At 64.0% G+C, this 15675-nt stretch carries 9 protein-coding genes; all 9 read right to left on the reverse strand.

The features are described 5' to 3' along the window. Positions 1 to 84 precede the first annotated feature (84 nt). Entirely contained in the window at positions 85 to 1044 is a 960-nt protein-coding gene (locus WIMU1_RS17500; RefSeq protein WP_062799060.1) for a hypothetical protein, read from the reverse strand. A 233-nt stretch (positions 1045 to 1277) separates the two neighbouring features. Further along, positions 1278 to 5234, reverse strand: coding sequence for a DNA-directed RNA polymerase subunit beta' (locus WIMU1_RS17505; RefSeq protein ID WP_023954255.1), 3957 nt, complete (start codon positions 5232 to 5234; stop codon positions 1278 to 1280). Between the two features lie 75 nt (positions 5235 to 5309). Continuing rightward, a complete protein-coding gene (gene rpoB / locus WIMU1_RS17510; RefSeq protein WP_062799264.1) occupies positions 5310 to 8798 on the reverse strand; it encodes a DNA-directed RNA polymerase subunit beta in 3489 nt (1162 codons plus the stop codon). A gap of 254 nt (positions 8799 to 9052) precedes the next feature. Then, positions 9053 to 10045 carry a hypothetical protein gene (locus tag WIMU1_RS17515; protein WP_062799062.1) on the reverse strand — a complete coding sequence of 331 codons (993 nt, stop codon included), beginning with the start codon at positions 10043 to 10045 and terminating at the stop codon, positions 9053 to 9055. Beyond that, on the reverse strand, positions 10045 to 10701 hold the full coding sequence (locus tag WIMU1_RS17520) for a hypothetical protein (RefSeq protein WP_051721704.1): 657 nt from the start codon (positions 10699 to 10701) through the stop codon (positions 10045 to 10047). Before WIMU1_RS17520 ends, WIMU1_RS17515 begins: the two co-directional genes overlap by 1 nt. An 85-nt stretch (positions 10702 to 10786) precedes the next feature. Next, the gene (locus tag WIMU1_RS17525; protein WP_030165214.1) at positions 10787 to 12028 is read right to left on the reverse strand and encodes an MCE family protein; all 1242 of its coding nucleotides are present in this window, start codon (positions 12026 to 12028) and stop codon (positions 10787 to 10789) included. Then, positions 12025 to 13350 carry an MCE family protein gene (locus WIMU1_RS17530; protein WP_062799064.1) on the reverse strand — a complete coding sequence of 442 codons (1326 nt, stop codon included), beginning with the start codon at positions 13348 to 13350 and terminating at the stop codon, positions 12025 to 12027. Before WIMU1_RS17530 ends, WIMU1_RS17525 begins: the two co-directional genes overlap by 4 nt. Beyond that, on the reverse strand, positions 13350 to 14612 hold the full coding sequence (locus WIMU1_RS17535) for an MCE family protein (RefSeq protein ID WP_033335753.1): 1263 nt from the start codon (positions 14610 to 14612) through the stop codon (positions 13350 to 13352). The genes WIMU1_RS17530 and WIMU1_RS17535 overlap by 1 nt, the downstream gene beginning before the upstream one ends. Then, positions 14612 to 15646, reverse strand: a complete 1035-nt coding sequence (locus WIMU1_RS17540; RefSeq protein WP_030165224.1) for an MCE family protein — start codon at positions 15644 to 15646, stop codon at positions 14612 to 14614. Before WIMU1_RS17540 ends, WIMU1_RS17535 begins: the two co-directional genes overlap by 1 nt. Positions 15647 to 15675 lie beyond the last annotated feature (29 nt).

The raw sequence follows: 15675 nt of genomic DNA on the forward strand, positions 1-15675 counted from the left end.
CCAACCGACAAAAATCGCGCCGCTTGCCTGCGCGTGCGCCGCTTGCAACAGGCGCACATGCCGGTAGGCGGCGCGAATTCACGGTCAGGCGGACGGCATCAGCCCGTGTGCGGTCAGCGCATCCACCAGGATGCGATGCAGACGCTCCGGGTTCTGAAGATCGCTCCAGTTCCAGCGCACCACAACGACTCCGATGCGATGCAGCCTCTGCTCGCGCCATTTCTCACGCTCGTAGGCCTGCTCGGTGGTTTCGCCTGGCCGAAGGTAGCGGATGTACTTGGCGTAGCCATCGAACTCTCCCGCGACCAGCCCGCCCCAGTCGAAGTCGGTGCGGGCCACAAAGGTTCCGTCGCCGGTCAGGAAGGTGTGCTGCAAACGAGGCAGCGGGATGTCGCCGAAACTCAGTATCAGAGCGCGCGACAGTGACTCCCCGATGCTCTCGGACTTCCCGTCTGCCACTGCGAGCGCCGCGCGAGCGACAGAGATGCCGGTACGGCCGACGCTTCGCCGCAACACCGATTCGAGTTCACCACGGGGCACGCCGGCGTGCAGCGCTCCGTCGAGCACACAGACGGCTTGGAAGAATGTCCCGGACCGCGCGACGTCCACTGCCGTTCTGGCCCGCGAGGTCACGAGGAACTCGCCGATCGTCGCGACCTCGTCGGTCTCCCATGTCGAGCCGTGCACAACGCATGCCCGACCTCTACGGCGGCCTCCCCCGATTCGGTTCGCGGTGAAATGCACACGGGAAGAGTCACCATCGAGAACCGGCAATCCGTGCAGGACCGCCGCCGACCAGTGACTGATGGCTTTGTTCGGTTCACCGTTGTCTGCGGCCGCAAGCACTGTGCGCCGATAGACCTCCGTGTCGCGGACATGGCGATCGAGTTGGTCGAGGTCAGACGTGAACGTATAGAACCCCCGATACAGCCGACGTAGCTCCCCCGTTTTGACCCGAGCGGCCAGATGCCGGTCGAGTTCGCCGATCTGCAGTGCATCCCGGCGTCGGACGAGATTAGGGTCTTCGATCTTCGATTCGCTCATGCACCGAGATTCGAGTTCGCCACCGACGGCGACCGGACCCGTCCGACCGGTAAACCGGCGCCCTGTGGATACCAATCGCCCTGTGTACAAAACGAATTCGCTCCACCTGCCGTCGAACGCGCCGAGTGCACCTGGAGCAGACGCAAGCAGATGGAGCGAATTCGGGGGCGGGGCGGGGTGACAACACAAAGCGGGCGCCCTCCGAAGAGGACGCCCGCCTTTGTTGCGTTTACCTACCGGTAGTCGCTGCTGAAGCCGTAATCGTCCAGCGGGACAGCCGCACCCGACGGGGCACCGAAGGTGCCGTCCGGGCTGTAGTAGGTGTCGTCGTACGACGGCACCGCGTACGCGGCCGCACGTGCTTCTTCGGTCGGCTGCACCTGGATGTTCCGGTACCGGTTGATACCGGTTCCGGCCGGGATGAGCTTACCGATGATCACGTTCTCCTTGAGACCGATGAGCTTGTCGCTACGGCTGTTGATGGCCGCGTCGGTGAGCACACGAGTGGTCTCCTGGAACGACGCCGCCGACAACCACGACTCGGTCGCGAGCGATGCCTTGGTGATACCCATCAGCACCGGACGTCCGGCAGCGGGCTCGCCGCCTTCGGCCACGACACGACGGTTGGCCGCCTCGAACTCGGCGCGCTCGGTGAGCGAACCGGGCAGGAACTCGGTGGCACCGGAGTCGATGATCGTCACACGACGCAGCATCTGACGAACGATCGTCTCGATGTGCTTGTCGTGGATCGACACACCCTGGCTCCGGTAGACCTCCTGGACCTCGTTGACGAGGTGCACCTGCACCTGACGCGGACCCATCACACGCAGCACCTCGTGCGGATCGGCAGCACCTTCCATGAGCTGCTGTCCCACCTCCACGTGGTCGCCGTCGGCGAGCAGACGCTCGCTGCCGTCGTCGTGCTTGAAGACGCGCAGACGCTGACGCTTCGAGATCTTGTCGTAGACAACCTCTTCGGAGCCGTCGTCGGGCGTGATCGTCATCTTGTAGAAGCGATCATCGTCCTCGAGCCGGATACGTCCGGAGACCTCGGCGATCGGGGCCTTGCCCTTGGGGACACGGGCCTCGAACAGCTCCTGCACACGCGGCAGACCACCGGTGATGTCGTCGCCGACGCCACCCTGGTGGAAGGTACGCATGGTCAGCTGGGTACCGGGCTCACCGATCGACTGGGCCGCGACGATACCGACGGCCTCGCCGATGTCGACGAGCTTGCCGGTGGCCATCGACCGTCCGTAGCAGGTGGCGCAGACGCCGGTGCCGGTGCTGCAGGTGAGGACCGAACGGACCTTCACCTGCGAGATGCCGGCCTCGAGCAGGGCTTCGATCGCGGGATCACCGAGATCGTGGCCGCGCTCGATGATCACGTTGCCGTTCTCATCGACAGCGTCGGTGGCCAACGTACGAGCGAACGTCGACGTCTCGACATGGGCGTCACGGATGAGCGAACCGTCGGACTGCTTCTCGGCGATGATCGTGTTGATGCCGCGCTCGGTGCCACAGTCGGTTTCGCGCACGATGACGTCCTGCGACACGTCCACCAGACGACGGGTCAGGTAACCCGAGTCGGCGGTACGAAGCGCGGTGTCGGCCAGACCCTTACGAGCACCGTGGGTGTTGATGAAGTACTCGGCCACGGTCAGGCCCTCGCGGAACGAGGACTTGATCGGGCGCGGGATGAACTCACCCTTCGGGTTGGTCACAAGACCCTTCATGCCCGCGAGCGAGCGAATCTGGGTCATGTTGCCCGCGGCACCGGACTTCACGATCATCGGGATCGGGTTGTCGTCGGGGTAGTGCGCCTCCATGGCGGCACCGACCTCTTCGGTCGCCTGCTTCCAGATCTCCACCAGAGCGTCACGACGCTCTGCGCCGGTGAGCGCACCACGCTGGAACTTGCGCTCCAGGCCGTCGGCCCGCTCCTCGTACTTGTCGAGGATCTGCTTCTTGTCCGGCGAGACCAGCACGTCGGACATGGCGATGGTGACACCCGAGCGGGTCGCCCAGTAGAAACCGGCGTCCTTGAGCTTGTCGACGGTCTGCGCGACAACGATCATCGGGTAGCGCTCGGCCATGTCGTTGATGATCGTGGCCTGACGCTTCTTCGGCATCTGCTCGTTGACGAACGGATAGTCGTTGGGCAGCAGCTCGTTGAACAGCACCCGGCCCAGCGTGGTGTGGATCTCCCACGGGGTGCCGAACTTCCAGCCCTCGGGGAAACGCTCACGCTCGATGGTGGCCGGCGGACGCTGATGCGTGAGCCGGACCTTGATCGGTGCCTGCACACTGAGCAGCCCACGATCGACAGCCATCTGAGCCTCGGCCGGTGTGGAGTACACGCCACGCTCGATGTCGCCATCGGTCGATGCGGTGTACGCGCCGACCGCTTCTTCCTTGAGCGTGGTCAGGTGGAACAGACCGGTCACCATGTCCAGACGCGGCATGGCCAGCGGACGACCCGACGCGGGCGACAGGATGTTGTTCGAGGACAGCATCAGGATGCGGGCCTCGGCCTGTGCCTCGGCGCTCAGCGGCAGGTGCACTGCCATCTGGTCACCGTCGAAGTCGGCGTTGAACGCCTCACACACCAGCGGGTGCAGCTGGATGGCCTTGCCCTCCACGAGCTGCGGCTCGAACGCCTGGATGCCCAGACGGTGCAGGGTGGGTGCACGGTTGAGCAGCACCGGGTGTTCGGCGATGACCTCTTCGAGCACGTCCCACACGGCGGGGCGCTGACGCTCCACCATCCGCTTGGCGGACTTGATGTTCTGTGCCTGATTCAGGTCGACGAGACGCTTCATCACGAACGGCTTGAACAGCTCGAGTGCCATCAGCTTGGGCAGACCACACTGATGCAGCTTGAGCTGCGGGCCGACGACGATGACCGAACGGCCCGAGTAGTCGACGCGCTTGCCGAGCAGGTTCTGACGGAAACGACCCTGCTTGCCCTTGAGCAGATCGCTCAACGACTTCAGCGGGCGGTTACCCGGTCCGGTGACCGGACGGCCACGACGACCGTTGTCGAACAGTGCGTCGACGGACTCCTGCAGCATCCGCTTCTCGTTGTTGACGATGATCTCGGGGGCACCGAGGTCGATCAGTCGCTTGAGGCGGTTGTTGCGGTTGATCACGCGGCGGTACAGGTCGTTCAGGTCGGACGTCGCGAAACGGCCACCGTCGAGCTGGACCATCGGACGGAGCTCCGGCGGGATCACCGGCACGGCGTCGAGAACCATGCCCAGCGGGGAGTTGCCCGACTGGTGGAACGCCGCGACCACCTTGAGCCGCTTGAGTGCACGGAGCTTCTTCTGCCCCTTGCCATTACGGATCGTGTCGCGCAGGATCTCGGCCTCGGCCGCGATGTCGAAGTCCTCGAGCAGACGCTTGATGGCCTCGGCACCCATGGCTCCGGTGAAGTACTCGCCGTAGCGATCCTGGAGCTCGCGGTAGAGCTTCTCGTCGATGATCATCTGCTTGGGAGCGAGCTTGACGAACTTGTCCCAGATCTCTTCGAGATCGTCGAGAGCGCGCTGCGCGGTGTCGCGGATACGGCGCATCTCGCGCTCGCCGGCATCCTTCACCTTGCGGCGGGCATCGGCCTTGGCGCCTTCGCGCTCCAGCTCTGCCAGGTCCTCTTCGAGCTTCTTGGCGCGCTCTTCGAGATCGGCGTCGCGCTGATCGGCAACGCCTTTCTTCTCGACCTCCATCTCGGCCTCGAGAGTGGACTTCTCGTTGTGACGCAGTTCGTCGTCCACCGCGGTGATGACGTAGGCGGCGAAGTAGATGATCTTCTCGAGATCCTTCGGCGCCAGGTCGAGCAGGTAACCCAACCGGCTCGGCACACCCTTGAAGTACCAGATGTGGGTGACCGGCGCGGCCAGCTCGATGTGACCCATCCGCTCACGACGCACCTTGGCGCGAGTGACCTCTACGCCGCAGCGCTCACAGATGATGCCCTTGAAGCGGACGCGCTTGTACTTACCGCAGTAGCACTCCCAGTCCCGGGTGGGACCGAAGATCTTCTCGCAGAACAGGCCGTCCTTCTCTGGCTTGAGCGTGCGGTAGTTGATGGTCTCCGGCTTCTTCACCTCACCGAAGGACCAGTTGTGGATGTCGTCGGCGGTGGCCAGACCGATCTTGAGTTCATCGAAAAAGTTGACGTCGAGCACTATTTACCTTTCAGTTGCTCAGTCAGTAAATCTGGACGATCAGTTGGCGAGCCGCCTGACCGCTTGCGGGTCAGGTCAGTTCGCCAAGTCGTCGACAGTGGCGGACTCGTTGCGCGAGAGGTTGATCCCCAGGTTGGCCGCAGCCCGCTCGAGGTCCTCGTCGTCACCGTCACGCATCTCGATGGCAGCACCGTCGGAGCTGAGCACCTCGACGTTCAGGCACAGCGACTGAAGTTCCTTCAGCAGCACCTTGAACGATTCGGGGATACCCGGTTCCGGGATGTTCTCGCCCTTGACGATCGCCTCGTACACCTTCACGCGGCCGACGACGTCGTCCGACTTGATGGTGAGAAGCTCCTGCAGCGTGTATGCCGCACCGTAGGCCTGCATGGCCCAGCACTCCATCTCGCCGAAACGCTGACCACCGAACTGCGCCTTACCACCCAGCGGCTGCTGCGTGATCATCGAGTACGGACCGGTCGAACGCGCGTGGATCTTGTCGTCGACCAAGTGGTGCAGCTTGATGATGTACATGTAACCGACCGAGACCGGGTACGGGAACGGCTCACCACTACGACCGTCGAACAAGGTCGCCTTGCCGTCCGCGTTCACCATGACCTCGCCATCGCGGTTCGGCAGCGTCGAGGCCAGCAGACCTGTCAGCTCCTCTTCGCGAGCGCCGTCGAACACCGGGGTCGCGGTGTTGGTGTCGGGCTCCACCGAGAGCATGTCCTCGGGCAGCTTCGACGCCCACTCCGGCACGCCCTGGGCAACGTCGATGTTCCAGCCGGTCTTGGCGATCCACCCGAGGTGGGTCTCCAAGATCTGGCCGATGTTCATACGACGCGGCACACCGTGGGTGTTCAGGATGATGTCGACCGGGGTGCCGTCGGGCAGGAACGGCATGTCCTCTTGCGGGAGGATCTTGCCGATGACGCCCTTGTTGCCGTGGCGGCCGGCGAGCTTGTCGCCATCCTGGATCTTGCGCTTCTGGGCCACGTACACCCGGACCAGCTCGTTGACACCGGGAGGCAGATCGTCGTCGTCATCACGCGAGAAGACGCGGATGCCGATGACCTTGCCGGTCTCACCGTGCGGAACCTTCAGCGAGGTGTCGCGCACCTCGCGCGCCTTCTCACCGAAGATGGCGCGCAGCAGACGCTCTTCCGGGGTGAGCTCGGTCTCGCCCTTGGGCGTGACCTTGCCGACCAGGATGTCGCCGTCGCGGACCTCGGCACCGATGCGGATGATGCCGCGCTCGTCGAGATCGGCGAGCACCTCATCGGAGACGTTCGGGATGTCCCGGGTGATCTCCTCGGCACCGAGCTTGGTGTCGCGGGCGTCGATTTCGTGCTCTTCGATGTGAATCGAGGTGAGCACGTCCTCTTCGACCAGACGCTGGCTCAGGATGATCGCGTCCTCGTAGTTGTGGCCTTCCCACGGCATGATCGCCACGAGCAGGTTCTTCCCGAGGGCCATCTCACCCTGATCGGTGCAAGGACCGTCGGCCAGTACCTGGCCGACCTCGACACGCTGTCCTTCGTCCACGATCGGACGCTGGTTGGCGCAGGTGCCCTGGTTGGAGCGGGCGAACTTGCGCATCCGGAAGGTGTCGCGAGTGCCGTCGTCGGCCATCACGGTGATGTAGTCGGCCGAAACCTCTTCCACCACACCGGCCTTCGACGAGATGATCACGTCACCGGCGTCGATGGCGGCACGCAGTTCCATGCCGGTACCGACCAGCGGCGACTCGCTGCGAACCAGCGGCACCGCCTGACGCTGCATGTTCGCGCCCATCAGGGCACGGTTGGCGTCGTCGTGCTCGAGGAACGGGATCATGGCCGTGGCGACCGACACCATCTGGCGCGGGCTGACGTCCATGTACTCGACCTGGCTGGTCGGGACGAACTCGACCTCCGAGCCCTTCTTGCGGACCAGCACGCGGTCGTCGGAGAGCCGGTTGTCGGTGTCGATGCCCGAGTTCGCCTGGGCGATCAGGTAGCGATCCTCTTCGTCAGCGGTGAGGTAGTGCACCTCGTCGGTGACGTATCCGTCGACGACCTTGCGGTACGGCGTCTCGATGAATCCGAACGGGTTGACCCGCGCGTACACCGACAGCGAACCGATCAGGCCGATGTTCGGGCCCTCAGGGGTCTCGATCGGGCACATACGGCCGTAGTGCGACGGGTGGACGTCACGGACCTCGAGGCCGGCACGTTCACGGGACAGACCACCGGGGCCCAGCGCCGACAGGCGGCGCTTGTGGGTCAGGCCCGACAGCGGGTTGTTCTGGTCCATGAACTGCGACAGCTGCGAGGTTCCGAAGAACTCCTTGATCGCCGCGACGACCGGGCGGATGTTGATCAGGGTCTGCGGCGTGATCGCCTCGACGTCCTGAGTGGTCATCCGCTCACGGACCACGCGCTCCATGCGGGACAGGCCCACGCGGATCTGGTTCTGGATGAGCTCGCCGACGGTACGCAGGCGACGGTTGCCGAAGTGGTCGATGTCGTCGACCTCGACGGGCACCTCGACGCCACCGGGCACGGTCATCGTGCTGGTGACGTTGGGGTCGGCCTCGTGCAGACGCACCAGGTACTCGACGGTGGCGACGATGTCCTCTTCGGTCAGCACGGGTGCGCCGGCCATCGGGTTCTCGACCAGACCGAGCTTCTTGTTGACCTTGTAACGACCGACCTTGGCGAGGTCGTAGCGCTTCTCCTTGAAGAACAGGTTCTCCAGCAGGGTCTGCGCGGACTCCTTGGTGGGGGGCTCGCCCGGACGCAGCTTGCGATACACCTCGAGCAGGGCCTCGTCGGTGCCTGCGGTGTTGTCCTTCTCCAGCGTCGACATCATGATCTCGGAGAAACCGAAGCGCTCTTCGATCTGCTCCTTGGTCCAGCCGAGTGCCTTGAGCAGAACGGTGACCGACTGGCGACGCTTGCGGTCGATGCGGACGCCGACGGTGTCGCGCTTGTCGATGTCGAACTCGAGCCATGCGCCGCGGCCCGGGATGACCTTGACACTGTGCAGGGTCTTCTCGGTGGCCTTGTCGATGGTCGCGTCGAAGTACACACCGGGGCTACGCACCAGCTGGCTCACCACGACACGCTCGGTGCCGTTGATGATGAAGCTGCCCTTGTCGGTCATGATCGGGAAGTCGCCCATGAAGACGGTCTGCGACTTGATCTCGCCGGTGTTGTTGTTGATGAACTCCGCGGTGACGAACAGCGGGGCCGCGTACGTCATGTCCTTGTCTTTGCACTCCTCAACCGAGGCCTTGACCTCATCGAAGCGTGGGTCGGAGAAAGACAGCGACATGGAGCCGGAGAAGTCCTCGATCGGGGACAGTTCGGCGAGGATGTCCTCCAGGCCGCCGGTAGGGTTTCCGTCGCCGCGGGAAGCAGCGCGCTCACGCCATTCCGCTGAACCGACCAGCCACTCGAACGACTCGAGCTGCACATCAAGCAGTCCGGGTACTTCGAGGGGCTCGCTGATCTTTGCGAAAGAGGCGCGCCGAGGCGCACCTGGAATGGTTGAGGTGGACTGGCGGGAGACTGCCAAGATATGTCCTTCCAACACGAATTACTCGTAGTGCCTTAGTGGTGTTCGCTGCGCCTGCGACCTGGTCAACGGCGAATCACCTGAGACGACACACGGTCGTGGCGAGAAGGTGAAATCGAGAGATGGACAGGAGGCAGCCAGCGCAACGTCCTACTGTACCAGAAAATGGGCGCACGTAAACAACCCCTTTTGGTTACTGCGGACAGACTGCTACCAACGGGGCCCTGCGTCAAGAGGAACGCGCGGAAAGACGCTTAAAAGTCAGATATGCGGTTGATGCGCCACTGTCCGTCAACCTTTTGCATACCGAGTTCGGTACGCGCCTGGCCTGGACCGCTCAGGACTGCCACACCCTGCTGGGTGGTACTGATCAGCACCGTTGCGATCACGGTGGCACTCGAGCCGTCCATGTTGCTGACCGCGACCAGGTCCACCTTGCACTCGGCTCCCTGGCCGCTCTGGGCCGCCAGGTCCCTGCTGGTGCTCTGGTACTCGTTGAACTCGGTGAGGGCTTCGCCGGTCAGACCTGTCTTCGCCTTGTCGGCCCAGTCATCGAACTTGGTGGGGTCGATCGAGAGCACGGCGCAGATGCGGTCGCCGGCCTGCGCCTTGAGGGCACTGGTCTCCGACGAGTTGATGAACGCCATGTTCGACTGCGTCGAAGCGCCCGGTTTGAATGCCGCGACCACGGCGAACACCGCGAACACGACGGCCAGGAGCGCGACGATCGCAACCTTGCGCCAGGTCAGGAAGCCCGATGCGGCTTTCGCCGTCTTCGGTTCGGCGGCCTTGGCCGACTTGTCGTCGGACGAACGCTCGGTTGCGGGCTTCTTGAGCGAGGCGCCCTTGACCTTCGGCTTGCTCTTCGCGGCCGGCTTGCCGAGTGTCACCGTTTTGTCGGTGGTCGCAGTCTCGGCTGTGGAGGCGGTCTCGCCTGTCGAGGCGTTCTCGGCCGTTGCCGTGGCTTCGCCGGTCGACGCCTCGTCGCTGGTTTCCGCGGTGACGTCGGGTGTGGACTCCCCCGCCTCGACGGTGCCGGACTCGGTGGTGCCGGACTCAGCGGACTCGACCGCTTCAGGTGCCGACGGCTCCGGTGCTGCTGTCTCGGGCGTCACATTGTCCGTGGTCGCCGATTCGTCGGCGTTCTCGGCGGGGTTGACCTTGCGGGCCGACGGGCTGCTGCCTGCGACGCGGATCTTGCCGCGTGGCCCGGCCGGGCGGATCGGCTTACGTGGTGCGCCTGCCATCAGTTGCCCCCTGTGGTGGGAGCGGGTTCAACCGGCGCCGGGGTGGCAGCCGGATCCCCTGCCGGTGCCTGGGTGCTGCCTGCCGGGTCCTGGAGTCCGATCGCATCGATCGACTGGATGTCCGACGCCTTCCAGCCCCCGTCGATATCGACGACGTCGACGGAGAACCCCATGTTCGACGTGGTCGGCGGCGTGCCCTGGACCGTACTTGTGACATCGACATACACGAGCACCTTTGCGGTCTTGTCTTCCTTGTTGAATTCGACGACGCCGCTGCGCTTGACCACCGACGACAACGTCGCGGTCTTGTCGCCGTTGGCGTCCACCTGCTTGGTGAGGTTCTCGAAGTCCTCCGCGGTGATCTGCGTCTTGGCGTTACCGGTGAGCGATGCGTCCACCTGCTCGCGGAATGCCGTCAGATTCTTCGGGTCGATGTTGGTGACGTTGAGGATCACCTGTTCGGCACCGTCTTGCGCACTGTCGCGAGTCTGCTGGGCGTTGTGCTCGGCGTAGGCGTCCTTCCACCCGATCGCGAAGAACGCTGCGCACACCACTGCGGCCACGAGGCCGGCCACTGCCAGGGCAGCACCGATCCGCAACCACAGCGTCTGCGATCCGTGCTGCCGCTTACCGCCGGGCTTTGAAGTCTCAGTCATCGCCCGCCAAAGGTACACGTCGCCCATGAGTCGAGCTCCGGCTCCGGCGTCATCCCGGCCAACCGGTCGGACCACATCCTCGACATCACTTGTCCCGCACTCCCAGAAGCGCCGCGATCTGTTCCGCGATCGGGTTCAGATTCAACGTGTCAGGCATCTTCTTGGGGTTGTCATCCCACGGCTGCGGGATGTTCGGATTGGCGAACACCGACCGGGCAGCACCACGAACGTCGGTCGGATTACCTTGCGCGACCGTACATCTCGCCTCCGTGTTGAACGGGAAGTCGTCGTAGTTGATGTCGAAGTCCGGGTTGCGGGCTTCTTCGGCGGCGATGATGTCCTGAGTGCTCTCGTATCCGAGCGTGCACGCAGGTGGGTTGTTGACCTCCAGGACGATGCCGAAGTGGATCGTGCCGTCGCCGGGCGCCGGGCTGTAGCTGCCGCTCGAGAGCGCCGACAGAAGCGCCAGCGACGGGCCCGCCGCGAAGAAGGTCGGCGAGACGGTACGGACGTCCTCGGCGAGGTTGCGGACAACGGTGGTGATGTCGCCGCCACTGTCCTGCAGCAGCCTGGAAATCTGTGTGGCGCTGGTGGTTCCGGTGGTCAGCAACCGCCGGATGGCCGGATCGGATGCCTGCAGGGTCTGCGTCACCAGTTCCAGATTGCGCGACCAGCTCAGGATTTCATCGGACTGCTCGGCCTGGGTGCTCAGAACGGTGTCGCTGTTCTGGATGAGCGAGATCGTCTGGGGCAGGTTGTCGAGACCGGCCTGGGACAGGTTGGTCAGCGAATCCACGAGTGACCGCAGATTTTCCGCATTGCCGTTGAAGGCCTTGCCCAACTCTGTGACAACCGTGCGTAGATCGTCCACCGGGATCGACCCGGTGAAGTCGACGGCCGACTTCAGCACGTCCTGCAACGGCGGCGGAGTCTTGGTGTCGGTGATGACCGAGCCGTTCTTGAGGTACGGACCGTCGTTGTTCTTCGGTCGCAGGTCCACGTACTGCTCGCCGATCGCCGATCGGTTGGCGACGACGGCCACAGCCGAATCCGGGATGTCGGCGCCATCGGAGTCGAGGACCAACTCGACCTGGACGCCCTCGGGCTGCAAGGTCAGCGCGCCGACCCGGCCGACGGGAACACCCTGGTACGTCACCTCGGCATTGGTGAAAATACCCCCGGAATCTGGGAATTCGGCCTTCACGGAGTACGACCCGACCCCGACCAACCGGTCGAGCTTGGCGTAGGTGGCACCCACGTAGACGATGGCAACCACACCGATCACCACGAAGATGATCAGCTGCCATCGGACGATCTTGGTCATCATGATCCAGCTCCGACATTAGCGTTGGCCAGCATGTTCATCGGGCCCTGCAGGAAGCTCTGCTGCCCGCGTTCTTCCGGCATCAGCGCATACTGCCCACCCGACGGCGGCGTGTTCGGCCCCGGCCGGGCGTTCGGCAGCGGGAGCAACGTGATCGTCGGCCAGCCGAGCCGCGGGCCGTTGCCGTTGTAGTACGGGTTCGCAGGATCGATGATCGGCTGCGGTCCGGTCCGTGGCGGGCTGTACACCGGCTCACCCTGTCCCACCCCGAGAGCCTCGAGCTGGTTGAGCAGCCGCAGGTCCAGGTTGGCGAACAGGTTGGTCGAGTCACCCTTCACACCCGGGAGCAGTGCGTCCGGGAACGGGTAGGTGAACAGCAGCGGTGACGCGGTGATCAGGTCCGGAGCCGCACCGGCCAGTGCCTGCAGCGTCGGCCGCAGCGCCTTGAGGTCGGTGATGATCTCCTCGCGAGCGGTGCCGAGCACCTGCACCCCGACAACACCCAGGCGGTCGACCTGTTCGAGCATCGCCACCAGCTGAGGCCGCTGCTCTTCGAGTACCGCTATGCCCTTGGGCAGTTCATCGAGAACCCGGTTGATCTGATCGGTCTGTGCCCGAGCCCGATTCGACAGTTTGTCCAGGCCGTCGAGCGCGGTCACGATGTTGTTCTTCTGCTCTTCGAGTCCGCTGATCAGGGTGGCGGTCTCGTTGAGGAGGCTCTTCACCTGGGTTTCGCGGCCGTCGAGTGCTGTGTTCAATTCGTCGACGATCGGCTTGATCTGCGAGATACCACCACCGTTGAGGAGCAAGGACAACGCACCGAGAACCTGCTCGATGTCCGTCGCCGTGCGCGTCCGGCAATCCGGTGCACCCACCGCGGGGCAACCGATGGTCTCGGCCGGGTTCTGCCGGGGCAGGCCCGCGTTCTCCTGCGGATCTTCGAGCGCCACGTACTTCTCACCCAGCAGGTTCGTCTGCTGGATCTCCGCGGTGGACGCGTCGGACAGATCGACGTTGTTCTGCACCTCGATCTTCACCTCCGCAGTCCACTGGTCGGGAGAGACCTGGATCGAATCCACGCGGCCGACCTCGATGCCGTTGAACTTGACCGTCGACTGCGGGACCAGGTCGAGCACATCGAGGAACTGCAACTTGTACGTACGCGGCGACTCGCCGAGGTTGGCGCCACCGGGCAGCGGAACCGACTGCAGCCCTTGCGTGCCACAGCCACTCACCGCGATCAGCGCGGCACCGGCCAGTGCCGCAGCACCCACCTGCACCAGTCGCTGACGACCGACAACGTTCTTACGAAGGGGTGACCTCATCAGTTCCCACCCTCCAGTGCCGGATCCGGGTTGCCCGGAACCGTGCCCGGCACGGGTCCGCGATTCTGCAGGTTGTCGTTGCTCAGGATGCCGAACGGCAGGTTGAGCGTCGGCGTCTTGATACCTGCGGTGATCTGGTCGGCAACATTTGTACATTGATCGATCAGCGGTTTGAGTGTCTTGCTGAACTGTTCAAACGCCGGGTCACCTGGCTTGAGCCTGCCCAGATCGAGCAGCCCACACTGAGCGCCGAGCAGGTCTTGCAGCTCGGGGATGGTCAGGTGCAGATCGAGAGTTCCCGACTCCGCGTTGTAGGCGTTGACCAGGTTGGACAGCGCCAGCGGCAGAGCCGTCAGGATCTCTTTCTGGTAGCTCTTGGTGTCCACGAGCATCTGTGTGGTGGGGATCAACTCCGAGACCCGGTCGCCCAGTGCCTCGCGGTTGTCTTCGACGAATCCGGCCACGTCACCGAGCGCCACCGACAGCTTGTCGAGTGCGGTTCCGAGCTGTTCGCGCTCGCCGGCGAGGAAGTTGTTGAAGTCGGCCATCTGGGTGTTGAACTGTCGCACCTGTTGGTCATTGGCCGCGAGCATCCCGATGAAGCTGTCGAGGTTCTTGACCGTGTCGACGATGTTGCCCCGCGACTCGTTGAGGGTGTTGGCCGCTTTGGAAAGCTGCGTGATCGTCGACTGCAGGGCCTCACCGTTGCCCGCGAGGTTCTGCGCACCGGTGGTGACCAGTTCGGACACCGCGCCGTTCTTGTTCGCGCCGTCGGGACCGAGCGCGGTCGAGAGCTTCTGCACCGATGAGTACAGCTCGTCGACCTCGACGGGCACCATCGTCTTGGAGACCGGCAGGTTGATGTCCTTCGGCGCCTTCGGGCCACCGGTGTAGACGGGCGTCAACTGCACGTAGCGGTCGGCCACCACGGAAGGGGTGATCTGCACGGCGCCAACATCTTTCGGAAGATCGACGTTGCCGTCGACGCGCATCTTCACGCGCACCTGATCGCCTTCGGGCTTGACGTTCTCCACCGTGCCCACCGCGACGCCGAGCACACGCACGTCACTGCCGTCGTAGATACCGACGCTGCTCTTGAAGTACGCGGTGACCTGAGTGCTGTTGACACGCTTGAACACCCACCACAACGACCCCGCCACCAACAGCGCCAGGATCAGCGCGATGACGATGAAGACGATGTGCTTCGGGGTGAACCAGCGGCCGGGACCGCGAGTGTCCTGGGTGTTGCTCGCCGAGGTCATCATTGTCCGGCCACCGTTCCGCCGCCATTGTTGAGCTGCTTCTGCTGCACCGGGAGCCTTGTCGTGTTCTGCTGCGGCAGCGCCGGCGGCAGGATGTTGGTGACCACCGAGTCGAACCAGCGACCACTACCGAGCACGTTGGCGTAGAGCCGGTAGAACGGCGCCATGTACGTGAGTGATTGACGCAGGTTCTCGTTCTGGTCGTTGAGGATCTCGATCACCTGACGCAGCGTCTCCAGCGTCGGTCCGATCTGCTCCTGGTTGTCCTTGACGATTCCGCTGAGGGCATCGGAGAGCGTGATCGTGCTCGAGAGCAGCCGTGAGATCGACTGCTGACGATTGTTCAGTTCCTCGAGCAACTGTCCCGCACCGTTGATCAACCGCTCGAACTCCTGGTTGCGGTCGGCGAGGATCTTGGAGGTGTCCTTGGTCGCCTCCAACAGTTCCTGGACCTTCTGGTCGCGGCTCGCGATGGTCTCCGACAGCCGGGTGAGCCCGTCGAGCGAGGCACGCAGGTCGGCCGGGGTGCCCGAGAAGGCATCCGACAACGTGCGCATGCTGGTCGCCAGCTGGTTGGTGTCGACTTCCTCGATCTGATCGGCGGCGTCGGAGAACGCCTCGATCACGTCATACGGCGAGGTGGTGCGACTCAGCGGGATGACGTCCTTGGGATCGGCGAGTTCACTGCCCTGCGGATCGAGCGCAATGTACTTCTGGCCCAGGACGGTCTTGATCTGGATCGACGCCGTGGTCTGGTTTCCGATCCAGGCCTTGCTGACCTGCATGTCGACCCGGACCTTCTCGCCGTCGAGTTCGACGGCGCGCACGTTGCCGACCTTGACCCCGGCCACTCGCACCTCGGCGTCCGGTTTGAGACCGGCTGCTTCGGAGAAGTCGGCGGAGTAGATGACACCGGCACCGATCATCGGCAGCGAGTTGAGGAAGAACGCAGAGGTCGACAGCATCAGCAGCACGAGGATGCCGATGAAACCCACGGTGACCGGACTACGTCCGGAACTGGAACGGTCGCTCACTTGCTCACCTCCCCTTCTCGCCTTGCATG

This window comes from Williamsia muralis NBRC 105860 (assembly GCF_001598915.1).
Taxonomy (GTDB): Bacteria; Actinomycetota; Actinomycetes; order Mycobacteriales; family Mycobacteriaceae; genus Williamsia; species Williamsia muralis.

Bases quoted from the DNA above. Each gene is read 5' to 3' on its own strand.
- WIMU1_RS17530 (WP_062799064.1), bottom strand. From the start codon at position 13,350: ATGAGGTCACCCCTTCGTAAGAACGTTGTCGGTCGTCAGCGACTGGTG.
- WIMU1_RS17515 (WP_062799062.1), bottom strand. From the start codon at position 10,045: ATGGCAGGCGCACCACGTAAGCCGATCCGCCCGGCCGGGCCACGCGGC.
- WIMU1_RS17520 (WP_051721704.1), bottom strand. From the start codon at position 10,701: ATGACTGAGACTTCAAAGCCCGGCGGTAAGCGGCAGCACGGATCGCAG.
- WIMU1_RS17525 (WP_030165214.1), bottom strand. From the start codon at position 12,028: ATGATGACCAAGATCGTCCGATGGCAGCTGATCATCTTCGTGGTGATC.
- WIMU1_RS17500 (WP_062799060.1), bottom strand. From the start codon at position 1,044: ATGAGCGAATCGAAGATCGAAGACCCTAATCTCGTCCGACGCCGGGAT.
- WIMU1_RS17535 (WP_033335753.1), bottom strand. From the start codon at position 14,612: ATGACCTCGGCGAGCAACACCCAGGACACTCGCGGTCCCGGCCGCTGG.